This window comes from Mesorhizobium sp. P2_B5 (genome assembly GCF_056404775.1).
Window position 1 is genome coordinate 793036 of record NZ_JBFUDJ010000002.1, and the last position, 21451, is coordinate 814486.

24 protein-coding genes are annotated in these 21451 nt (G+C 61.9%); 7 read left to right on the forward strand and 17 right to left on the reverse strand.

From position 1 onward, the window contains the following. Position 1: 1 nt before the first annotated feature. Together AC1D1N_RS10245 and AC1D1N_RS10250 are read right to left on the reverse strand one after the other, a co-directional pair. Complete coding sequence (locus AC1D1N_RS10245) at positions 2–607, reverse strand: hypothetical protein (RefSeq protein WP_477348298.1); 606 nt, start codon at positions 605–607, stop codon at positions 2–4. A gap of 6 nt (positions 608–613) precedes the next feature. Continuing rightward, a complete protein-coding gene (locus AC1D1N_RS10250) occupies positions 614–922 on the reverse strand; it encodes a hypothetical protein (RefSeq protein WP_436260817.1) in 309 nt (102 codons plus the stop codon). Positions 923–1045: 123 nt separating this feature from the next. Between AC1D1N_RS10250 and AC1D1N_RS10255 the strand changes: the two genes are divergently transcribed. Both AC1D1N_RS10255 and AC1D1N_RS10260 read left to right on the forward strand, forming a co-directional pair. Further along, entirely contained in the window at positions 1046–2758 is a 1713-nt protein-coding gene (locus tag AC1D1N_RS10255; RefSeq protein WP_477348300.1) for a hypothetical protein, read from the forward strand. Positions 2759–3029: 271 nt separating this feature from the next. Further along, complete coding sequence (locus AC1D1N_RS10260) at positions 3030–3491, forward strand: hypothetical protein (protein WP_436260819.1); 462 nt, start codon at positions 3030–3032, stop codon at positions 3489–3491. Between the two features lie 203 nt (positions 3492–3694). On the opposite strand, the gene AC1D1N_RS10265 is transcribed toward AC1D1N_RS10260, so the two are convergent. The 9 genes from AC1D1N_RS10265 to AC1D1N_RS10305 all read right to left on the reverse strand — a co-directional run bounded on the left by AC1D1N_RS10265 (position 3695) and on the right by AC1D1N_RS10305 (position 14345). Continuing rightward, complete coding sequence (locus tag AC1D1N_RS10265) at positions 3695–5536, reverse strand: mechanosensitive ion channel family protein (RefSeq protein WP_477348302.1); 1842 nt, start codon at positions 5534–5536, stop codon at positions 3695–3697. Positions 5537–6076: 540 nt separating this feature from the next. Continuing rightward, positions 6077–7879, reverse strand: a complete 1803-nt coding sequence (gene atzF, locus AC1D1N_RS10270; protein ID WP_477348304.1) for an allophanate hydrolase — start codon at positions 7877–7879, stop codon at positions 6077–6079. Then, the gene (locus AC1D1N_RS10275) at positions 7876–8226 is read right to left on the reverse strand and encodes a cupin domain-containing protein (RefSeq protein ID WP_477348306.1); all 351 of its coding nucleotides are present in this window, start codon (positions 8224–8226) and stop codon (positions 7876–7878) included. The genes atzF and AC1D1N_RS10275 overlap by 4 nt, the downstream gene beginning before the upstream one ends. Further along, positions 8219–8887, reverse strand: coding sequence for a cysteine hydrolase family protein (locus AC1D1N_RS10280; RefSeq protein ID WP_477348308.1), 669 nt, complete (start codon positions 8885–8887; stop codon positions 8219–8221). Before AC1D1N_RS10280 ends, AC1D1N_RS10275 begins: the two co-directional genes overlap by 8 nt. Beyond that, complete coding sequence (locus tag AC1D1N_RS10285) at positions 8887–10416, reverse strand: ABC transporter ATP-binding protein (protein ID WP_477348310.1); 1530 nt, start codon at positions 10414–10416, stop codon at positions 8887–8889. The genes AC1D1N_RS10280 and AC1D1N_RS10285 overlap by 1 nt, the downstream gene beginning before the upstream one ends. Before the next feature lie 10 nt (positions 10417–10426). Continuing rightward, positions 10427–11128: a biuret amidohydrolase gene (biuH, locus tag AC1D1N_RS10290; protein ID WP_203277336.1), complete on the reverse strand. Its 702-nt coding sequence runs from the start codon at positions 11126–11128 to the stop codon at positions 10427–10429. 15 nt (positions 11129–11143) lie between these two features. Beyond that, positions 11144–12070: an ABC transporter permease gene (locus AC1D1N_RS10295; RefSeq protein ID WP_477348311.1), complete on the reverse strand. Its 927-nt coding sequence runs from the start codon at positions 12068–12070 to the stop codon at positions 11144–11146. Next, positions 12070–13194: an ABC transporter permease gene (locus AC1D1N_RS10300; protein WP_436260824.1), complete on the reverse strand. Its 1125-nt coding sequence runs from the start codon at positions 13192–13194 to the stop codon at positions 12070–12072. Before AC1D1N_RS10300 ends, AC1D1N_RS10295 begins: the two co-directional genes overlap by 1 nt. Positions 13195–13217: 23 nt before the next feature. Continuing rightward, positions 13218–14345 (reverse strand): BMP family ABC transporter substrate-binding protein, encoded by a 1128-nt coding sequence (locus tag AC1D1N_RS10305; protein WP_477348314.1) that lies wholly within the window; start codon positions 14343–14345, stop codon positions 13218–13220. A gap of 292 nt (positions 14346–14637) precedes the next feature. On the opposite strand from AC1D1N_RS10305, the gene AC1D1N_RS10310 reads away from it, so the two are divergent. Next, a complete protein-coding gene (locus AC1D1N_RS10310; protein ID WP_192259606.1) occupies positions 14638–15312 on the forward strand; it encodes a GntR family transcriptional regulator in 675 nt (224 codons plus the stop codon). A 194-nt stretch (positions 15313–15506) separates the two neighbouring features. Here AC1D1N_RS10310 and AC1D1N_RS10315 read toward each other — a convergent pair whose 3' ends face one another. The 3 genes from AC1D1N_RS10315 to AC1D1N_RS10325 all read right to left on the reverse strand — a co-directional run bounded on the left by AC1D1N_RS10315 (position 15507) and on the right by AC1D1N_RS10325 (position 16989). After that, complete coding sequence (locus AC1D1N_RS10315) at positions 15507–15806, reverse strand: DUF982 domain-containing protein (RefSeq protein ID WP_477348316.1); 300 nt, start codon at positions 15804–15806, stop codon at positions 15507–15509. Positions 15807–15924: 118 nt separating this feature from the next. Further along, positions 15925–16434: an Hsp20/alpha crystallin family protein gene (locus AC1D1N_RS10320; protein ID WP_477348318.1), complete on the reverse strand. Its 510-nt coding sequence runs from the start codon at positions 16432–16434 to the stop codon at positions 15925–15927. 87 nt (positions 16435–16521) lie between these two features. Next, a complete protein-coding gene (locus tag AC1D1N_RS10325) occupies positions 16522–16989 on the reverse strand; it encodes an Hsp20 family protein (protein ID WP_477348320.1) in 468 nt (155 codons plus the stop codon). Positions 16990–17226: 237 nt separating this feature from the next. Here AC1D1N_RS10325 and AC1D1N_RS10330 point away from each other — a divergent pair, with 237 nt between their 5' ends. Further along, the gene (locus tag AC1D1N_RS10330; protein ID WP_477348322.1) at positions 17227–17364 is read left to right on the forward strand and encodes a hypothetical protein; all 138 of its coding nucleotides are present in this window, start codon (positions 17227–17229) and stop codon (positions 17362–17364) included. 241 nt (positions 17365–17605) lie between these two features. Here the strand turns inward: AC1D1N_RS10330 and AC1D1N_RS10335 are convergent, their stop codons facing one another. From AC1D1N_RS10335 to AC1D1N_RS10345, 3 genes are all read right to left on the reverse strand, one after another. Beyond that, complete coding sequence (locus AC1D1N_RS10335) at positions 17606–17917, reverse strand: DUF982 domain-containing protein (RefSeq protein ID WP_477348324.1); 312 nt, start codon at positions 17915–17917, stop codon at positions 17606–17608. Positions 17918–18151: 234 nt separating this feature from the next. Next, positions 18152–18421 (reverse strand): usg protein, encoded by a 270-nt coding sequence (locus AC1D1N_RS10340; protein ID WP_352561483.1) that lies wholly within the window; start codon positions 18419–18421, stop codon positions 18152–18154. 22 nt (positions 18422–18443) lie between these two features. Then, a complete protein-coding gene (locus tag AC1D1N_RS10345) occupies positions 18444–19151 on the reverse strand; it encodes a hypothetical protein (protein WP_477348326.1) in 708 nt (235 codons plus the stop codon). On the opposite strand from AC1D1N_RS10345, the gene AC1D1N_RS10350 reads away from it, so the two are divergent. From AC1D1N_RS10350 to AC1D1N_RS10360, 3 genes are read left to right on the forward strand one after another with little or no spacing between them, the layout of a single operon-like run. Next, positions 19131–19445, forward strand: coding sequence for a co-chaperone GroES (locus AC1D1N_RS10350; RefSeq protein ID WP_477348328.1), 315 nt, complete (start codon positions 19131–19133; stop codon positions 19443–19445). The genes AC1D1N_RS10345 and AC1D1N_RS10350 overlap by 21 nt on opposite strands. A 59-nt stretch (positions 19446–19504) precedes the next feature. Then, positions 19505–21133: a chaperonin GroEL gene (groL, locus tag AC1D1N_RS10355; RefSeq protein WP_477348330.1), complete on the forward strand. Its 1629-nt coding sequence runs from the start codon at positions 19505–19507 to the stop codon at positions 21131–21133. 60 nt (positions 21134–21193) lie between these two features. Then, positions 21194–21424 carry a hypothetical protein gene (locus tag AC1D1N_RS10360; RefSeq protein WP_477348332.1) on the forward strand — a complete coding sequence of 77 codons (231 nt, stop codon included), beginning with the start codon at positions 21194–21196 and terminating at the stop codon, positions 21422–21424. Positions 21425–21451: the final 27 nt, after the last annotated feature.

Genomic DNA, 21451 nt, shown 5'->3' on the forward strand with positions numbered 1-21451 from the left:
GTCAGTGCTTGAGGCACTTGCGGCCCACTGCCATTGCTTTGAAAGTTCCCTTCAGGTCGACGACAAAGGTCCCCTTGGTTTCCGGAAACACGGTCATTTTGTATTTTTTCGCCACGTCGCGCTTGAACTTCGGGTCGTCGGTCAAAATGTAGCCGCCAGAATATCCGCCCTTGAGTTCGCCGCTCGTGCTGGTGGCCACACCCTTGTAGAGATGGCCGTCCAAAGAGACAAAGATGTCCGACGTGTTCCCGTTCTTAAGGCCGATATCCACCTTCGTGAACACGCCAAGATACCCGATTTCCTGATTTGCGGTAACGCCCATTTGCACCGCACTTGGCCCGTCTTGGCGCACGATCAAGCAATCTCCTCGGGTTTGATTTGTATAGACCGTCCAGCCCTCGACGTCCTCGCCGTATCGGACAAGCACATCGCTGGCTTTGGGCAGCGGATTTTGTGTTTGTGCGTAGGTTGCCGTCGCAGACGAAAGTGCTACTGAGATTGCCGCGATGAGCGTCATGAAGTTTCGCATGGTATTGCCTTCCCTTTGTTGTCGTTCTTTGCTCATGAATGTTCGTTTTGTGGGATTGTCACTGCCGTGCTCACTCATGGCTGTTCACCGTGGCGGCCACGGGTTGATACCTGCCTTGCGGGCGGCATCGGTATTCAGCACTGCCGCCCCTACCTCTCCAACCAGGCGATCCACCAGTTCCTGCCATTCGGCTCGTCGGGCCTCGCGCAATGCCGGCGGCGCCTCGTCGACCTTCGAGAGGGCAAACTCCGCATCGGCGAGTTCCTCGCAGATGTCGCGAAAACTCTCGCTTCGATCCATCAGCCGATGGATCGTCAATTCAAACTGGGGGTATCGGCGTACTGCCGCCGAGACCGCTCGGTATCTGTGAGACGATCCGTCTTTTGTGCTCATGACGCCAGTTCATCGACCTGACGCAATCATATTGCCAAGAGAGGGCAGCAGAAGGTAAGTTACGTGGATAAGCATGTAACCGCACAACAACAAGAACGCGGTTGCGAGGGATCGAGGGAGGACATGGCGATCCAGGCGGAAACGCCCGCACCGGGGGTGCATGAGCTCCCCGTCAAGGCTTGTCGCCTCCAACTTGCCCTTATCCTCGACAGTATCGATTTCGATGCCACAGGCCGCGAGCGGCGTTTCCTCAGCCATGTGGTGGAAGAGGCATTGTCGGGCCGAGGCGATCGCATTAAGGCCTATTCCATCGCAGTCGAAGTGTTTGGTCGCGGCGAGGCGTTCGACCCGCAAACGGATCCGATCGTTCGCATCGAGGCTGGCCACCTCAGGCGTGCGCTGGAGCGCTACTATCTGACGGCCGGACACACAGACCCGATCCTGATTACGATTCCAAAGGGGGGTTACGTTCCTGTCTTCTCGCTTCGTTCGCCATCTGCACTAGAAGCGCTCCCATTGTCGGTTGTTTCGCAAAAGCCAACCGAACTTCCAGCACGGCGGATGCCCCTGCTGCTGACCGCCTTGGGTGCTGCAGCGCTTCTCGCGGTCGCTGCGTTGGTGCTGGTGTGGTCATGGACATCCGTCAGGCCGGGCGCGCCGGTAATGCCCCGTGTGCTTGTGGAGAAGTTTGACGATCTGACCGGCACTCAGAGTGGGTCGGCGATCGCTATCGGATTGAAGCAGGAAATTGTCGTCCAGCTTTCCAAGTTCAAGGACATCGCGGTCATGGAAACGCCCGCAAACGGCGGGGAGGCATCGCTACCGCGATTTGTTCTTTCAGGGAGCGTCAACCTTGCCCCAGACGCATTCTGGCTCCGGATGCGGCTGGTCAACCGGGCCGATGGTTCAGTTCTCTGGTCTGAAAGTTACAATGGTGGATTGAGGGTGGCTGACCTCGTCAAGGCCCAGGGCGATATCGCGAGCAAGGTGGCGACCAGCCTCGCCCAGGCTTACGGCGTCATCTTCCAGGCAGATGCCAAGCTCCGCGTCGGCAATCCCCCCGACGATTGGGCCGCCTATTCCTGCACGCTTTCCTTCTACGAATACAAGACCACCCTCAGTCCCGAAATGCGAGCATCGGTGCGTACCTGCCTGGAGAAGACAGTGGACCACTTCCCAGACTACGCCACAGCCTGGGGGCTTCTTTCGTTGATTTACATAGATGATTACCGGTTCGAGATTCCAGCCGATCCAGCCTCGTCGGCGGCAGCCCTCGAGTTCGGCTTGGCTGCCGCAAGAAAGGCTGTGGAAGCTGACCCTCTCAATGTCCGCGGACGTCAGGCAGAAATGCTTGGGCTTTATTTCAGCAAGGAAATCGATGCTGCACTGAGCGTTGGCAAACAGGCTTTGGCCATCAACCCGAACGACACCAATTTTATGGGCGAATATGGAGAGCGCCTGGCGCTCTCCGGCAATTGGCATGATGGATGTTCGTTGCTCAATGAAGCGCGTGAAAGGAATCCTGGCGCCCTGCGCACCTTTGAGGCGGACCTGGCCCTTTGCTCTTATTTCAGCGGCGACTATCGGCAGGCAGCCACGTGGATCAATAGATCCGCGGTTCCGGCGAATCCGCTCTACCATCTGATTGCTGCTGCGGTGTTCGGCGAAGGAGGAAACAAAATCGAAGCCGAACGCGAGCGTGACTGGCTGGTCCAAAATGCACCGAATCTGGTGAAGACCGTGCGCCGGCAAGTTTCGATGCGTTTGGCCCGTTCGCAAGATGTCGAGCTCTTCATCGGTTCGCTGAAGAAAGCCGGCCTCGACGTGGCGGACTGAAAGCAAATTCTGTGACGCCGTAACCGCTCTCCTTGGCGGGTAACTTAGCCCTGCGGCCCTTCTGTATAGAAACGCGACCCGGCTACAGTCACGGTCGCATCAGAGCGGGCAGTCAATCCTTCGCCACCCCGGTAAGCTGGCGATCTTTTCGGCACTGGGAGCCGGTGGCCCCAAGGGATTTACCGTTAGTTACGTGGCGCCTCAAAACGGAAGGTGCGAAGGTAATGCGGAGATTCGGACACTCGGCTAGGGTGTTTTGGAAGGGGGTGTCATGGCTGACAAAATCCACGGTTTTCTGCCGGCCACGGCCGAAATGCCGACTGACCGTCAGCGGCTGATCATCCGCTATATCTTCGGAGTCTTGATCGACCTCGTGGTCCTAAACCTGTTCGATGAGTTTTCGGACAGCGTCACGGTCGCTTCCTTCAGCGTGTCGTTGCTTGCAGCCATCTTGTTGCAGGCCCTTCTGAAGGGGACGATCGCTATTGAGCATCAGGTCGCCGTGTTCTTCACGGCAAGGCAAGGTGCCTTCATGAAGTTCATGCGGTTCTTCGGCGCATGGGTGGTGCTGTTTCTGTCCAAGTTCGTGATCCTGGAGGCGATTACCTTCGTGTTCGGGGATAGGGTTAGCTTCGAGGGCATGCTGCACGGCGTGGTGACGTTGATTATTGTCGTCATGGCCATGCTCATCGCCGAGGAAGCGATCGTCCGGCTCGTCAGATGGATCCGTTGAGGGCTTGCACAAGTATCAGCCCACGTGGGAGGCACGGTTTCTCCTAGCGGGATGCTTGGCGCGATCCGGAGCGCGGCATCCTGGTCCAGCTCCCGGTCGCGATCGCGCCAGTCCAAACGCCTAGCCACGCCGCATTGAATGTCCAGACGTGTCCAATGTGATCAGCATACATCAGCACGGCGTAGCCGTGATTGTCCGAATGCTCAGGCTCCGGGATTGGATGTCAGCGGCTTTGAGACAACCTGAATGCCGTTTTCCAGAAATGCGTCGTGCACGGCGAGCAAAACGGCCCGGCGGATCATGAAGTTTCTGCCCGCTTTCGCCTTGAATTTGGCCCGGATGACCAGCGTGCCGTCCTCGACCTCGGCAATTCCCTGGCTCTTGAACGGCTCGAGCAGATCTCCAGAAAGTTCCGGGTTGGCCGAAATATCCTGGCCGATCTTCTTGAAAATCTTGCGGACTTTTTCGACATCGGTGTTGAATGCAACGCGAAAGGTCAGTTTCTCGATCATCCAGTCCCGGCTATAATTCTGGATCTTGCCTATCTCGCCATAGGGAATTGTCGCCAAGGCACCCCGCTGATGGCGCAGGGAAACCGACCGGACCGAGATTTTTTCTACGGTTCCCTTGGCGCCTGACGTTTCAATGTATTCGCCGAAGCGGAATGCGTCGTCGATCAGGAAAAACAGCCCGGAGACGAGGTCCTTCACCAGCGTCTGCGAGCCGAAGCCGATGGCCAGCCCGAACACGCTCATGCCGGCGATCAGCGGCCAGACATTGACCCCGATCGACAGCAGGATCGAGAGCAGCGCCAAGGCCAGAATGCTCGATTTGCCAACCGCGCTGAGCAGTGGCACCAGGGTACCCAGCCGCGAACGCGGCGCACCCAGCGCCTCCTCGTCAGCATCTAAGGTGGGTAACTCCGCGCGCAAGGCGCGAGCCGTCCCCGTGCCGACCACGTTCCAAAGAAACGCAGCCCCCAACATGATCAGCGCCACACCAGATGCGCCCTTGGCGACCTCTCGCAGATCTATGCCGAACCCGGCAGCCAGCGGTGTCGCCCATAGCGCTCCCAGCATGGCAATCATGATAGCCACGACGGTGAAGCGGGCGGTCTGTCGCCCTGCCGCTGCCAAGATCGAGATGTCAGGAGACTCCAATCCGCGCTGGGCCCAGTTCCCGATCATTGCGTCAAGATGCGGCGCGGCGAGAAACACCAAAGCGGTCAGCAGAACGGCAGACCCACGAAGCGATGCTCCCAGGGTCAGTGCGGCCTGAGTGCTGAGAAAGGTGATTATCACGAACATGATCACGATTGCCGGCCACATTTTGGCGAGACGGGTGCGCCAGCGGCCTCTGGGGCGTGGGCCGGCGACCGCGGCTGCCATTGTGCGTCTGTGCCGCCATACCGCCCATGCAAACAGAAGGTAGATCGGAATTGCCAAGCCTGTTCGCAGCAGATCCCCCAAGGCCGGCCCTACGCTCCAGAGCCGCAACGTCGCGAACAACGTAGTGCCGATGATCGCGACGCCAATGGCAAGCGAGAGGTCGTGAACGAGCGCCGCCAAATGGGCGGAGCGCTCTGCAAACTCGGTTCGCCGCGATGCCATCAAGAGTGATCTGACGGCGGCGAGAATGATGAGGCCGAGCACGGTAACCAGCGTCCAAAGGCGAAGGGTTTGCAAAGGCACGCCAGAACCGGCCAGCAGCCGCGCAGCAATGAAACCGATCAACAGCGCCACCACAGTAGCCGCCACGCCCGCGAAGAATCTGCGCCATGCACTGCTTGTGGCACTCGCCTTCTTGAACCGCCGGGCGAGCAGGATGAACACGCCCGCGACGAGCGCAACAACCAACACAATCTCGAACAGGAGCCCAAGGAGAGATGTTCCCCCGGCCGCAAGCGAGGCCCTCAGGTTTTCAAGCTCGACAGGGACGTCGCTCAAAGCGGCAAACCGCGCGAACAGTCCGGAGATGAATCGCTCGGCGAGTTGTTCGAAGCCCGAAATCAACGAAGTAACGTCCGTTTCCGCCGTCGTGTCCACGATTTCTCCCCCTCAGCGCCTCGGAAGCCAGTTCCGGCTCTCGCTCATCGGCCGCTGTCTCGCTATCCAGCGCCCGACCGTCGAACAATTCAAGCTCTTTTGCCCGGCCCATTGCCCCGCGCGGGGTCCGAGCGCACTGAACTTGTTAGCCCAGAGCGCAACGACTGCGCCGGTGTTGTAGTTCCCCGAAACACAATCCGATCTGACTTCTTAAGGTGGTTCGAGTCCATGGTGTGGGCAAAGAAAAAATAAATAAATAAAATCAGTAAACTTCGGTTACTTGGGTGGGCCCGGAGGGTCAACGTTTTCTGCACAAAATCAATATGTTAGCGGATGGTTCGCCAACCCATTTCCTTCGTATTCCCTCGTATGGTCGGGCGAACCTAAGGGCCAAGAGGAGGGACTAGACAAGCGTGGCTGGTTGGGGCTGCAAGCGGACTGGCAGCTTTCCGGCTTCGCAACGAAGATAATCAGAAGTTTCAACCTACCTCGGTCGGGGCCCCAAGCCCCTCTTGCCTTCGCAAAGTGTGTTGACGAAGTTCAAACGGGAACGCGATCTGACAAAAAGCGGCGCCAGCCGCCGAATGACGAGATGTCGGAAGCGCCTAGCAAGCCCACGGATTCCACCAGAAAGCCTTTGGCGGTGCTGCCGTCATCAAGCTCTATACTGCCAATGCCCAGCGGCGGCGGGATGGCGGCCACAAAGTGGCCGAAAGCGTCGGCAGGCAGCCGCCAGACCTCCACCTCGATCGCAGTGCCGTCGTTGCCGACACGGACCAGTCCCGGCTTGGGCGTGGCTTGGCCCGCGAGCTCATAAAGCTTGTATGAAGAGGCCGTCCTCATCGCCCGGCAGAACCGAGCACCAGCCTCCCTGAGCTGGCCATTGAGCGGCATTCCCGAGAGGTGAGCGCCGACCACCACCAATTCGATCGTGCCGTCTTCGGCCGATGCGCCGACAGGCTGCGCCCCCGGCTGCCGCCAGCCAGTCGCGCCGAGGGTGAGGCCGCTCGCGGCATGGAGATCGCGCGCGACGGACGCCACAAGGCCGTCCAGTCCGGCGGCCGCAAGCAGCGTCACACTCATCGGCAGGCCGTCATCGCGCGTGCCGGTCGGTACGGCAATGCCGCACATATCGAGCAGGTTGACGAAATTGGTGTAGGTGCCGAGCCGGCTGTTGGTCTCGACCGGATCGGAGAGCACGCCGGCAGTGGTGTAATGCGTCGGCGCGGTCGGCACGCAGAACAGGTCGACCGAGGCGATGACCGGGGCGAGCTTCGCCTTGTAGGCCTGCAAGGCATAGAGGCCGCGAAAGGCGTCCGCCGCCGACAGACTTCTGGCGCCGCCGATGATCTTTCGCGTCACCGGATGCATGGCGGCTTCGTTGGCTTCCATGAAATCGCGGATCGCGGCATAGCGTTCGGCCACCCAGGCGCCCTCATAAAGGAGGTTGGCGGTGGCGTAGAAATCGCCGAACGGGATTTCGACCAGCCGACAGCCGAGCCGCGACAGCATGGCAAGCGAGGCCTCGAAGCCATCCTGCATCGCCGCATCGCCGAAGAATTTCAGGTCGGCTTTTGCCGGGATGCCGACGTTCAGCACCGGCGGGCGGGCGGCGAGCGGCTGGACGGCGACGTCGCGCGAATAGGGATCGGCCGCATCGCGCGCGGCTGCGACCGAGAACACCAGATAGGCGTCGTCGACGGTCAGCGCGAACACCGAGACGCAGTCGAGCGTGCGGCAGGCCGGCACGACGCCGGCCGTCGACAGCGCACCGACGGTCGGCTTCAGCCCGACGATGTTGTTGAGGCCGGCCGGGATGCGGCCGGAGCCGGCCGTGTCGGTGCCGAGCGCGAAGGAGACGATGCCGCGCGCCGTCGCCACCGCCGACCCCGAGGAGGAGCCGCCCGGCACGAGCTCCGCGTCGATGGCGTTGCGCGGGATCGGCCAGGGCGTGCGGACGCCGACGAGGCCGGTGGCGAACTGGTCGAGATTGGTCTTGCCGACGACGAGCGCGCCGGCGGCCCTGAGCCGCGCCACTACGGTGGCGTCACTGTCGGGCCAGTAGGTGTATTCGGCGCAGGCCGCCGTCGTCGGCATGCCGGCGACGTCGATGTTGTCCTTGACGGCGAAGGGAATGCCCCAGAGCGGTTTTCCCAGCGGGTCGAACGGGCCGAGCGCTTCGGCCGCCGCAAGCAGATCCGCCCGGGCGGCGAGATGGATGAAGATGCCCGCATCGTCAGCTGTCTCGATGCGGGCATAAATCGTCGCGATCACATCGCCAACGCTGACGCCGTCCCTATAGGCAGCGTGCAGGCTCGCTATATCGAAGTGGACATCACTCATCTCGTTTCCCCCAGAATGATCACCGGCAGGTCCCACTGGATCAGCACGACGCAGCCGTCCTTCGTCCACACCGAATGCTCGGTCCCGACCGGATTGAGGATCACGCTGCCGGCAGGATAGTCACCGTTCTCGTCGCTCTGGGTCCCTTCCAGCACGACGATGGTCTCCAGCCCGACATGGCGGTGGCGTGGCACGCCGGCGCCAGGCTGGTAGCTGAGGATGGCGACCGAGGGTTCGACCGGTCCGCCCTTGAGCAGCCAGTGCACCCTGATGCCGTCGCGGAAATACTCGAGCGCCAGATCGCGCCAGCCGCCGTCGAGCAGGCCGGCAAAGGCAAGATTAGGCATTGACAATTCCTTCGAGCACCTGGTCGGTCGTTGCCGTCCAGCCAACGATGGCGCCCTGCGCCCTGATCATGGCGATTGCCGCCGCCTTGAACTCGGGAAAATAACTTTCCGTCGCGTCCTCGGCGAGCAGGCACTCATAGCCGCGATCGTTGGCCTCGCGCATCGTCGTCTGCACGCAGACTTCGGTCGTCACGCCGGCAAAGACGAGTTGGCGGGCGCCGATCCACTTGAGGTCGTTGCCGAGGCTGGTCGCATAGAAGGCGCCCTTGCCGGGCTTCTCGATGACGATCTCGCCGGGCAAGGGCGCAAGCTCGTCGAGGATCGCGGTGCCGGGTTCGCCCGCGATCAGTAGACGTCCCATCGGGCCCATATCGCCGATGCGGATCGACGGATTGCCGCGGTCGCGCTTGGCCGGCGGCAGGTCCGAAAGGTCGGGCCTATGGCACTCCATGGTGTGGATCACCGGCAGGCCGGCAGCGCGAAAGCCTTCGATCAGCCGCTTCACTGTCGGCACGATCGCGGTCACGCGGCCGACGTCGTTGCCGAGACTGGCCCCGAAGCCGCCGGGCTCGGCGAAGTCTCGCTGCATGTCGATGACCACCAGCGCCATGGTCTGCGGCTTGAAGGTGAAGGAAAACGGCAGCGCATCGATTTCCGCCATCAGTGATGTCCCGCCATGTGTTCGCCGATGGTCTGCACGCTGGCCTGCGCAATCTGCGTCTCATAGACCAGCGCGCCGTCCGACATGACGAAGATGCGGTCGGACAGTTCGAGCAGTTCGTCGAGGTCTTCCGACATCAGGAGCACGGCGGCACCCGCATTGCGCGCCTTCATGATGCGGGCGCGGATTTCGGCCACCGCCGAGAAGTCGAGGCCGAAGCACGGGTTGGAGACGATCAGCAGATCGACCTCGCCGGTGAGTTCGCGGGCAAGCACGGCGCGCTGCACATTGCCGCCCGACAGCGAAGCGATTGGCGAGGCAAGCGAGGCGGTCTTGACCTTGAACTGCTCGACCAGCCTGGCGCTGAATGCCTTGATGGCGCTGGCGCTGATCCAGCTCACCGGCCTGCCGTTGCTGTCGATGTCGAAGGTGCGGAAGGAGATGTTCTCGGCCACCGTCATCTTCGGCGCGCAGGCGTTTTTCAGCGGCTCTTCCGGGATGAGCCGGACGTTGAGCGCACGCGCCTCGGCGCGCGTCGCCGCATAGGCGGTACCGCGCACCATGACTTCGCCGGCATCGCGGGGGCGCTGCCCGGCCAGCACTTCGAGGAATTCCTTCTGGCCGTTGCCGGAAATGCCGGCGATGCCGACGATCTCGCCGGAGCGCACGCCGAGATCCTCGATCCGGATCGACTTCAGCCCGGTGCGGTCAGGCGCCTTCAGCGCCGTGACCTTGAGCACGATCTCGGCGTCCAGCCTGGGCTCGGCGCGGCTGTCGAGCGCGGCGATCGGCTGGTCGCCGATCATCATCGCCGCCATGGCTTTGTGGTCTAGGTCGACGACGCGGCCGGTGCCGGTCAGCCTGCCCTTGCGCAGCACGCTGACGTCGTCGGCGAACGCCGTCACCTCGTGGAATTTGTGCGAGATCATCAGCACGGTGAGGTCGCCGGCTTTTGTCATGTCGCGCACAAGGCCCAGCACTTCCTGCGCCTCGCCGGGGGTGAGCACGGAGGTCGGCTCGTCCAGCACCAGGAAGGAGCGGCCAAGATAGAGCTGCTTGATGATCTCCAGCTTCTGCTTCTCGCCGGCCGCCAGTTCGGCCACCTTGACGTCGAGCGGGAGCTTGAACGGCATGCGATCCATGAACACGGCAAGGTCGCCGCGCTCCTTGCGCCAGTCGATCACGCCGGGAACCTTCTCACGCGAAATGACCAGGTTTTCGGCGCCGGTCAGCGACGGGACAAGCGTAAAATGCTGGTAGACCATGCCGAGGCCGAGCGCCGATGCGTCCCTGGGGCTGGCGATCGCCACCTCGCGGCCGTCGACCAGAATGCCGCCGGCGGTCGGGTGATAGAAACCCATCATGCATTTGACCAGCGTCGACTTGCCGGCGCCGTTTTCGCCGAGCAGGGCGTGGAAAGAGCCGGCCGGCACCTTGATCGAGACATCGCCCAGCGCCGTGAAGGCGCCGAAACGCATGGTCATGCCGATGGTCTCGACGCCGACGGCCTTGCCGGTGATCGCGCTCATCCTGGCTTCCTCACGGCAGTTGGGCGACGAAGGACGCGGCGTTCGACACCGCGCCGAAGACGCCGCCCTGCATCTTGATCATCTTGATCGCGGCGAGATGATTGCCGTAGTCGGTCGCCCCGCAACAATCCTCCAGCATGACGCATTCGAAGCCGCGGTCGTTGGCCTCGCGCATGGTGGTGTGGACGCAGACATCGGTGGTGATGCCGGTGAGCACGATGTTTTCGATGCCGCGCTGGTTGAGGATCAGTTCCAGGTCGGTGGCGCAGAACGAGCCCTTGCCCGGCTTGTCGATGATCGGCTCGCCCTCGATCGGGTAAAGGTCGGGAATGATGTCCCAACCCGGCTCGCCGCGCACCAGGATGCGCCCGCAGGGGCCGGGGTCGCCAATGCCGGCATTGATGCGGCGCGAGCGCCAGCGCTTGTTGGCGGGCAGGTCGGCGAGGTCGGGCCGGTGACCCTCGCGGGTGTGGATGATGGTGTAACCTTTCGCGCGCATGGCCGACAGCACCGACTTGATCGGTTCGATCGGCGCGCGCACCAGCGAGAGGTCGTAGCCCATATGGTCAACATAGCCGCCCGGCCCGCAGAAATCGGTCTGCATGTCGATGATGATCAACGCCGTGTTGTCGGGGCGAAGTTCGCCATTGTAGGGCCATGGATAGGGGTCCGCGTCGATGTAGCGCTGGGTGATTTCGGCTCTGGCGTTCATGGCAAAAAACTCCAGTTATTTGGTGATCGACAATTCCCCCGGCGCGCCGGCAAGCGAACGGGTCGGCGACGAGGTGGCGATCATGATGATCAAGGTGAGGATGTAGGGGGCGGCGTAGAACAGATAGTAGCCTTGCGTGACGCCGACCGACTGCAGCGCCGGTCCGAGCGCTCCGGCGCCGCCGAACAGAAGGGCAGCGGCAAAGCAGCCGAGCGGATTCCAGCGCGCGAAAATGACCAGTGCCACCGCCATCAGCCCCTGGCCAGACGAGATGCGCTCCGTCCAGCTGCCGGGATAGTAGAGCGAGAGATAGGCGCCGCCGATACCGGCCAGCGCGCCGCCGACACCGGTGGCGACGAGGCGCACCGTGTTCGGGTTGAGGCCCATGGCGCGCGCGGCGTCGGAACTATCGCCGACGACGCGCACGATGAGGCCGGCGCGAGTGTTGCGGAAGGCCCACCACAGGACGAACGAAAGCGCCGCCCCGATCAGGAACAGGACGTTGACGTCGAGCGCCGCCTGCACCTGCGGAATGTCGGACCATGCGCCGAGCGGAATGGCCGGAAGGTTGGGCGCCTTCGGTTTGATGAACGGCTTGCCGAAGAAGAAGGCGAGCCCCGAGCCGAACAGCATCAGCGCGATGCCGATTGCGATGTCATTGACTTTCGGGAATTTGCAGATCCAGCCATGGAACAGGCCGAAGCAAAGGCCGGCGGCCGCGGCGGCCAGCAGGCCGAGCCATGGCGAGTCGGTCATCACCGCGACCGCATAGGCGGTCATGGCGCCGAAGACGAGCGTGCCTTCGAGGCCAAGGTTGATGCGACCGGAGCGCTCGGTGATGGCCTCGCCCAGCGAGACGAAGATGAAGGGCGTCGACACGCGGATGGCACCGCCGAGGATGGCGAGCGGCACGCCCCAGAGACCGATCTCGGTTGCGTCCATCAGGCGGCCCTCTGCCACAGGTCGGGATTGAAGGCCTTGAAGCGGCCGTACAAGGTCTCGCTGAACAGGATGACGATGAACAGCATGCCTTGCAGCACCAGCACGGTGGCGTCGGGCAGGTCCATGCGGCGCTGGATCAGCCCGCCGGACGCGTCGATGCCGCCAAGCAGGATGGCGACCGGGATGATGGCCAGCGGGTTGTGGCGAGCGAGGAAGGCGACGAGGATGCCGGTGTAACCATAGCCGGCGGCGAGCGAGCCGTTGGCGCTGCCTTGCACGGCCGCGACTTCCAGCATGCCGGCAAGGCCGGCAAAGCCGCCGGCAAGCGCGGTAAAGCCGACGATGAGCGGTCCGACGGCCAGCCCCTGCACCTGCGCTGCCCTGACATTGCCGCCGGCGATACGGGCGGCGAAGCCCCAGCGGGTCTTTTCGATCAGCACCCAGGAGAGCACGCAGGCGACGACGCCGACGGCAAGCCCCCAATGCACCTCCATGCCCGGAATGTTGCCGATGCGGTAGATGTCGGCGAGCGGCTGGGTCGAGGGCTTGTTGAGCGAGGCCGGGTCGCGCAGCGGTCCTTCCACCAGCTGGTTCATCAGGGCGATGGCGATGTAGGCCATCAGCAGGCTGGAGATGGTTTCGTTTACGGCCCGGTAATGGCGGAGCGCGCCGACGGCACCTATCCAGATGCCGCCGGCGGCCATGCCCGCCACGCCCATGGCAAGAATGACGATTGATGATGGCGCGCCGCCCAGCGCCACGCCGATGGCAGCGGCGGCGACGCCGCCGAGAACGATGGCGCCCTCGCCGCCGATGACAACGAGGCCGAGCCGCGCCGGCAGCGCCACGCAGAGCGCCGCGAGCAGCAGGGGCGCCCCGCGCGACAGCGAGTTCTGGATGGAGAACCACGAGCCGAAGCCGCCGCGCCACATGGTTTCATAGAGCTGGACCGGCGACTTGCCGACCAGCGCAATAAACAGGCTGAACAGGACCATGCCGACGACCAGCGCCGCGAGCGGAATAACGAAGGCTTCCGCCCGCCTGGCGATCCATTCGAGCGCCGCCGGATATCCCCTGGCGCCGAACACTGCCGGCGCTTCCGCACTGCTGGTCGTATCCGTCATGGTCCCCGTCTCCGCGCTCAGCTTCAGGCGGTCGAACCGACAACGCCCTCGACGAGATAGTCCATGCTTTCGAGCTCGATGGCGGTCTCCGCGAAGGCCTGGCCTTCCGTCGCCACGACGGCGCCCTTGTTGCTCTTCAGCGGGCCTTTGATGACAGAGAAGCCGCCCTTCATCATTTCGGCCAGGGTGGTATCGAATTGCTTGCGGGCCGGCTCACCGACCGCGGGGCCGAGCGGGCTCATCTTGACGAAGCCGTCGGCCAGTCCGCCGCGGGTGAAATTGGGAAGCGGCGTGCCGGCGATGAGGTCGTCGACGAACATCTTGTAGACCTTGGCCCAGTTCCACTCGGCACCGGTGAGGTATTTTTCCGGCGCCAGCGGGCTCTGGTTGGCGTGATAGCCGCAGACGAAGGCGCCGCGGCCGGCGGCCGTCTCGACCACCACTTTCGGGCTGTCGACATGACAGGTGATGACGTCGGCGCCCTGGTCGACCAGGGCGTTGGTGGCTTCCGCCTCCTTGACCGCCAGCGACCACTCGCCGGTGAAGATGACCTGGCAGGTGATTGTCGGGTCGACCGAGCGCGCGCCGAGCAGGAAGGAGTTGATGTTGAGCAGCACCTGCGGGATCGGCTTGGCGGCGACGAAGCCGAGCTTCTTGCTTTTCGAGGTGTGGCCGGCGACGACGCCGTTGAGATACTGGCCCATGCCGATATAGCCGAAATAGGAACCGGCATTCATCGGATGCTTGTCCTTGTTCCACATGCCGCCGCAATGGCGGAACTGCACGTCGGGGAATTTCGCGCACATGGCCAGCATGTGCGGATCGAAATAGCCGAAGGAGGTCGGGAAGATGAGCGAGGCGCCGTCGAGATTGATCATCGATTCCATCGTCTTTTGGACGTCGACCGTCTCGGGAACGTTTTCCTCCTCGACGACGGAGATGCCTTCGATGCCCTTCAGCGACGCCGCCCCCTCGGCATGCGCCTGGTTGTAGCCGTAGTCGTCCTTCGGGCCGACATAGATGAAGCCGACGGCGGCGGCGGCGGCGAAGGCACGGCTGATCGGAAAGGATGCCGAGGCCAGGCCGAGTGCGGCTCCCGCGGCGGAGGTCTTGAGCAGTTGGCGGCGGTTAAGCATGTATCTGTCGGTCATAGTGAATGCTCCCCTTTGGGACCCTTTTCCGGGTCGGTTAACATGCCGTCAAGAAAGTGCATGCAATCACCGTGCCAGTTTTCGAATTGAAATTTATCTAATAAAATCAGTTATTGTGTCGAAGGCTCGTGCTCACAGCAGAGGCAATTGCATGCACTTTTTGCCTTGAAAATAGCCAGTTTGACAGGCAGATTAAAATAGAGGCATAGAAGGCATATCGAGTCGAAGGACCAACGAGTCGGCCGACTCCACGAGAAGACGCGACGGAGGAAACTTGTCGGGGAAGCGCAGCTTGATCAGGTCGGGCACGACCGTGGATCAGATGGTGCGGGCGATCGGCGACCGGATCGTCACCGGCTACCTGCGCCCCGGCGAAAAGCTGGACGAGGCCTCGCTCGCCGCCCGCTTCGACGTATCACGCACCCCGGTCAGGGAGGCGCTCGGCCAGCTCAGCGCCATGGGCCTGGTCGAGAGGCGACCCAACAGGGGCGCTATCGTCGCCGTCGTGACGCAGGAGCATCTCGCCTCGATGTTCGAGAGCATGGCCGAACTGGAGGCGATCTGCGCGCGCTTCTCGGCCGAGCGCATGACCAGCAGCGAGCGCCGCGGGCTCGAGATCGAGCACCAGGCTTCAGCGCGGATGGTTCAGCTGGGTGCCGAGGAGGACTACGAGTATTTCAATACCGAGTTCCATAGCCGGCTTTATCGTGGCGCCCACAATACGCATATCCACGATCTCACCGTGATGACCCGCAGCCGGTTGGCACCCTTCCGCCGCGCGCAGTTCATGCTGCCCGGACGGCTGGCCAAATCCTGGCAGGAACACGACCTAATTGTCACCGCAATCATGCGCGGAGACAGCGTGGCTGCGGGCAAGGCCGCCAGGGACCATGTCTCTATCGTCAGCGAAGCGAGCGCGGTGTTCGCGACTGACGATCGCAAGCCAATTCGGCGGGACGTGGCCTGAAAATTTCCGGACAGCCCGAATGCCCGCAGACGATGTCGCTTCCAGGCAGTGCAAAGTTTCACTCCAACGACCGTGATGCGAGGGTGGGTTCAACCGGTCATCGCAACACGCTTTAATCTGAGAGGCTTCCGCGACCGAGCTCGTCAAGTCGAATTAAACGGCCTATGCGCGCCCAGGAGAACCCTGAACTGAAGTCAGGGACCGCGCTCAGAAACGCGCAGCTTTTGATCAGCCCCGGCCATTGGCGCAAAATCGGATTTGGCCAGCACCCCAGCTATCCTGGCAAAGCCGACAAATGCCTGCCGCGCCTGATCGGTTGTCATCTGACCAGCAATCGCGGCGTTGCAGCTTCTCACCGCGCAGCTGTAAACCGGTCCCCGACGGGCCCGTGGCCACTGGTTCAAGAATACCAGCGCCTCCCGCACCGAGTTGATGTCGTGTATCACGTCACTGGTCTTAACCTGCACGGGGGCACGGAAAGCCAGACTGGTCATTTGTTACCTCCCTGGGATTGCAAGGGTTGATTCAGCATCACATGATGTGGCTCTTTCGTTTGAGGACGCTGTCTGCAGAGGCCAAGGCTCGACGAGCCTCGGCCTTCCTTCGCGAACCTCATTTGCTGCCGTTGATTGCTATGCGTTTGGCGTTTGCCTGCGCCTTTTTGGTCCCCGGCAGTGTCACTGTGAGCACACCGTTCTTGAACGTAGCCACCACCTTGTCGTCTTCAACCTCACGGCCGAGACTGAAGCGCCGCTCAAAGCGCCCATAATAGCGTTCGCTGAACTGGCGGTCCTTGTCCTCGGTTTCTGCTTTCTTCTCGCCGCGAAGCGTCAGAACACCATCATCCAGCATGACCTCGACGTCGTTTTCATCGAGGCCCGGGATTTCGGCCGTCACCCGGATTTCCTTATCGGTTTCCGAGAACTCCACGCTTGGCCAAGTGCCATTGAGAGGACGCACGCGGCCAAGAACCGAAGGCGTGTCAAATCCGCGGAACACCTCGTCGAATAGCCGGTTGACATTGCGGTGCAACGACAGGAACGGATCCATGTCGTCACTGCGATAAATGCTCGGTGCCTGGCTGCCGCCACGGCTCCAGGGAATCAAGTCACGTACGCTCATTTGTCCTTCTCCTTTCCGTTTTATGGGTCGCACCCGGACCCCATCCACGACAGGACGGGGTGTCTGCTGCAGGCCGACCGCCAAAGATCAGGCCGCCGCGCTTTCAATGCCCTTGGAGGCCGCATTCTTGCCGGTATCGACATTAATCGCGATCCGGCGCGGCTTCATCTCCTCGGGAATTTCCTTCTTGAGGTCGATGATCAGCAGACCGTTTTCGAGCTTTGCCCCGACAATGGTCACGTGATCGGCCAGTTCGAAGCGGCGCGCGAACGACCTTAACGCCAAGCCATGATGGAGGTACTGAACCCCGTCATTCTCTGTCTTGGCGCCCTCGATCACGAGCATATTTGGCTCATGCGTGATCGCAAGCTCGTCTTCACCGAAACCTGCGACCGCGAGGACAATGCGATAGGTGTCTTCGCCGAGCTTGGCGATATCGTATGGCGGCCAGCTATCCGCGTTCTGCGGGGGGCTGGCGTTTTCGAGCAGGTTGAAGATGCGGTCAAAGCCGATGCTCGACCGATAGAAGGGGGAAAAGTCCAGGTTCGTTCTCATAGCTACATCCTCCTTGGAGCAACATAGATACGAGGGAACGCCAAGAAGCCCCGGCGCTCCCTGACACATCGGCCGGCCCCTTGCGCGGCGACCGACAAAGATGAGTTGGGAATCGATTTCGGCCGTGTCAAGAGCGACCGCTAAAGCAGTTTCGCTACCGCCTTCGGATGGCACGGTGGGCAAGCTCTCCAGCGAATGCCCCATCTACTTCGCAGGTATTTCGAACGGAGGAAAAGGATGACCATGACACGCCAGGACGTCGTCTCGGTCCTCGGATTCAAGGACGACGTGACGATTGCGGAAATCATCGCGTCCGGTGCCTCGCTCGAGGAATTGAGAAGGCTGGGCCCTGGGCCTTCGGTGATGAGGCGCTGATGAGCCAGGGACCACCATTGCCGGGGACACGGGTGGCAGCGCAAGGGAACCGGGACGAAGCGTGAAGATGCCGGCAGGTCCTGCCATTCAGGCAGACGTGCTTAGTCGTGCGATCCGCTTGGAGGTTTTCCGTGCTGGAGGCATCTATATGAACAGACAACGACAAGGGCTCGGCTTCCCGCTCCCCTCGCCTCGGTGACGCACCGCTTTGATGCTGCGGCGGTAGATTACCGCCGCAGTACTAGCCCTGACTATCTAAAGATGGTCTATTTTGCTGATCTGGCCCTGTCATCCACTGCGGCGCCGCGGGCAGATCCTCGATGACGGCGACCCTGCGTGCCCAGGTCATAAAGGCCCTGTTCGCCGCCTCGACAGACTTCCGGCCATCGTACGCGGAGTAGCATGCATCCGACGCCGCAGCGTGGAGGAGGCCGCGCCTTTCAACCGGCCATTCTTCCAGAAACTCTATCGCATCCATGACACAGCCGATCTTTTGGACAACATGGCCCTCGTCTCTTACGAAAACCGGTTGTTTGAACGTCGCACTTTCCATAGTGACCTCCCTTCAAACCTTGGGGCAACTGAATCTTGCCTCCCCGTGCGCGGCTCCCGGCAAACGATGTCGGCTACTTGGCGAACGCCACGGAAAACGGCGGAAACCGGATTTTCAAAGGGCATCGTTTCCATGCGATCCTTCGGCTCCTGCTAACCCGACATCCGGCAAGCCGCGCTGGACACATAAAAAGATTGGAAACGCCACTTTCCAGTTCAAGGGGAGCGGACCCGGCTATTGAATTGTGAAGATGCCGTCTACGGCCTGCCATTCGGAAGGCCGGATAAGGCGGTGATGGGCGACTCGCACGGAATGCAGCGCTCCTTCGAGTTCGCGCTCCCAGTAATCCAGAAACCCCTTGAGGGTCGGGAATTCCGGTGCCAGGTCGTATTCCTGCCAAACGTAGAGCTGCAAAAGGCTCGGATGATCGGGAAGGTGGTAGTGAATTTCCGCAGTTGTGAGACCGTAGCCCTCCATCTGCAGCCGGAATTCCCTGCTGACCATGCGTCTCTCCTATCGCGCGCGTTCAGGCATCAAGTCTTTGCGGGCGTTCTCGGGCCCGCCGTTCCTCGAGGTCACAGCCTACCTCGGCGCGACTATCGTCCAGTCGGCGAAGTGCATCCATGACGGCGTCAAATGTCACCGGGTTCGCAGCACCCGGTGGCTTTCGCAGCGCAGGCATGGAGTCGACGGCGCAAGCATCAGAAGCCCATGAGGCAAGAATGGCGCGCTTCTCCTGAGTGTCGAGCGTGCGGTCGCCCACTACCTCATCGGGGTGGCTAAAGTGCCGCGCCGGAAACAGCAGGCGGTCAAGCGAAGGATCAGTGGTTTCAGGGGTGATCGAGGGGATGTTTTTTGGGAAAGTTCGTTCCATCGACAGTCTCCGCGTCCTAACAATCTCCTTGGCATCATTGGTGTTGCAGTGACCCTTTTCGGGATCTCCAACCGCAAAAAATTTCGTGGAGTTCGGGCCGAATTTCAAGACCTGAAAATCGCGCGCCCCGCAAAAATAGCTGCATGAATTCATGCGGCTAGCACTCCGGAATGCCGAGTGCCAAAATTTTTCCAGCGACCTCTTGAAACGCAGAAAATGCAAAACTAGTTCGATATGCGCGCGATGCCTGGAAAAGGGTCGCGGCGCCCCGCACTGGCCCGATATTGCCGGTCCGGTGTGGAGGAACTCAAAAATCTGTTTGTCCTGAAGGAGAACGATATGACGTTCCGTCCATTGCATGACCGTATCCTGGTCCGCCGCATCGAAGCCGAGGAAATGACGGCTGGCGGCATCATTATCCCCGACACCGCCAAGGAGAAGCCGCAAGAGGGCGAGGTGGTTGCCGTCGGCCCAGGCGCCCGCGACGAGAGTGGCAAGCTCACGCCGCTCGACGTCAAGATCGGCGACCGCATCCTGTTCGGCAAGTGGTCCGGCACGGAGATCAAGCTCAACGGCGAAGATCTGCTCATCATGAAGGAAAGCGATGTGATGGGCGTGATCGAGCAGACCGCGACGGTCAAGAAAGCCGCCTGAGCGAGGCTCTGGTCCAACCGCAATCCAGTCCGTGAACTGCCTAGTGAAGGAGTGATCCAATGGCTGCCAAGGAAGTGAAATTCCATTCCGACGCTCGCGAGCGCATGCTGCGCGGCGTCAACATCCTCGCCGACGCGGTGAAGGTGACGCTCGGCCCCAAGGGCCGCAACGTCGTCATCGACAAGTCGTTCGGCGCCCCGCGCATCACCAAGGACGGCGTGACCGTCGCCAAGGAGATCGAGCTCGAGGACAAGTTCGAGAACATGGGCGCGCAGATGGTGCGCGAGGTCGCCTCGAAGACCAGCGACATCGCGGGTGACGGCACTACCACCGCTACGGTGCTCGCCCAGGCGATCGTCCGCGAAGGCGCCAAGGCGGTCGCGTCGGGGATGAATCCGATGGACCTGAAGCGCGGCATCGACAAGGCCGTAGAAGCCGTCGTGGCTGAGCTGAAGACCAATGCCCGCAAGGTGACCAAAAATGACGAGATCGCCCAGGTTGGCACCATCTCGGCCAATGGCGACGCCGAGATCGGCCGCTTCCTTGCGGAAGCGATGCAGAAGGTCGGCAATGAGGGCGTCATCACCGTCGAGGAAGCCAAGACCGCCGAGACCGAGCTGGAAGTCGTCGAGGGCATGCAGTTCGACCGCGGCTACCTCAGTCCCTACTTCATCACCAACCAGGACAAGATGCGCGTCGAGCTTGAAGAGCCCTATGTGCTGATCCACGAGAAGAAGCTGTCCAACCTGCAGGCGCTGCTTCCGGTGCTGGAAGCTGTCGTACAGTCGTCCAAACCGCTGCTGATCATCGCCGAGGATGTCGAGGGCGAAGCGTTGGCGACGCTGGTCGTCAACAAGCTGCGCGGTGGCCTCAAAGTCGCCGCCGTCAAGGCGCCGGGCTTCGGCGACCGCCGCAAGGCAATGCTGGAGGATATTGCCATCCTCACCGGCGGCACCGCGATCTCGGAAGATCTCGGCATCAAGCTAGAGAATGTCACGCTCAACATGCTGGGCCGCGCCAAGAAAGTGGTGATCGAGAAGGAGAACACCACCATCGTCGACGGTGCCGGCTCGAAGAGCGAGATTCAGGGCCGCGTCAGTCAGATCAAGGCGCAGATCGAGGAGACTACCTCCGACTACGACAAGGAAAAGCTGCAGGAGCGGCTGGCCAAGCTCGCCGGCGGTGTCGCCGTCATCCGCGTCGGCGGCTCGACCGAGGTCGAAGTCAAGGAGCGCAAGGACCGTGTCGACGATGCCATGCATGCGACGCGCGCTGCGGTCGAGGAAGGCGTGTTGCCAGGTGGCGGCGTGGCGCTTCTGCGTGCGGCCAAGGCACTGGACAGCGTGCAGGCCGAGAATGAAGACCAAAAGCACGGTATCGAGATCGTGCGCCGCGCGATCGAAGCGCCTGTGCGCCAGATCGCCGAGAACGCCGGCGCGGAAGGCTCGATCATCGTCGGCAAGCTACGCGAGAGGCCGGAATTCGGCTGGGGCTGGAACGCACAGACCAACGCGTTCGGCGACCTCTACAACGAGGGCGTCATCGATCCGGTAAAGGTGGTGCGGACCGCGCTCCAGGATGCGGCATCGGTTGCCGGCCTGCTGGTAACGACGGAAGCGATGGTTGCCGAGAAGCCGAAGAAGGAACCCGCCGTTCCGGCAATGCCGGCTGGTGGCATGGACTTCTGATGGTAACGGCTGTGTCCGCGCCCGGTGGGGGCGCGGACACCCTGACAAATGGGTAGAGCCATGAACGTGATGAACTTGAACGTAATCCCCCAGCCGTCGCGTGCGGCCACCGATCTGAACTACGAGGCAGACCTGAAGGTTGCGCTTGACCCGATACTGGTCGAGTTGCTCGACAGAGCGGAGGCCGCGGGTTGGGATCGGCGCAAAGCCGCATACACGGTGATGTTTCTGGCCGCGCGGAATCTTACCGACGGCAAAGGCCCTCCTGGAAACGGGAGTTCGGCAGGCTAAGGCGCGACGCACGCAACCTATCGCGCA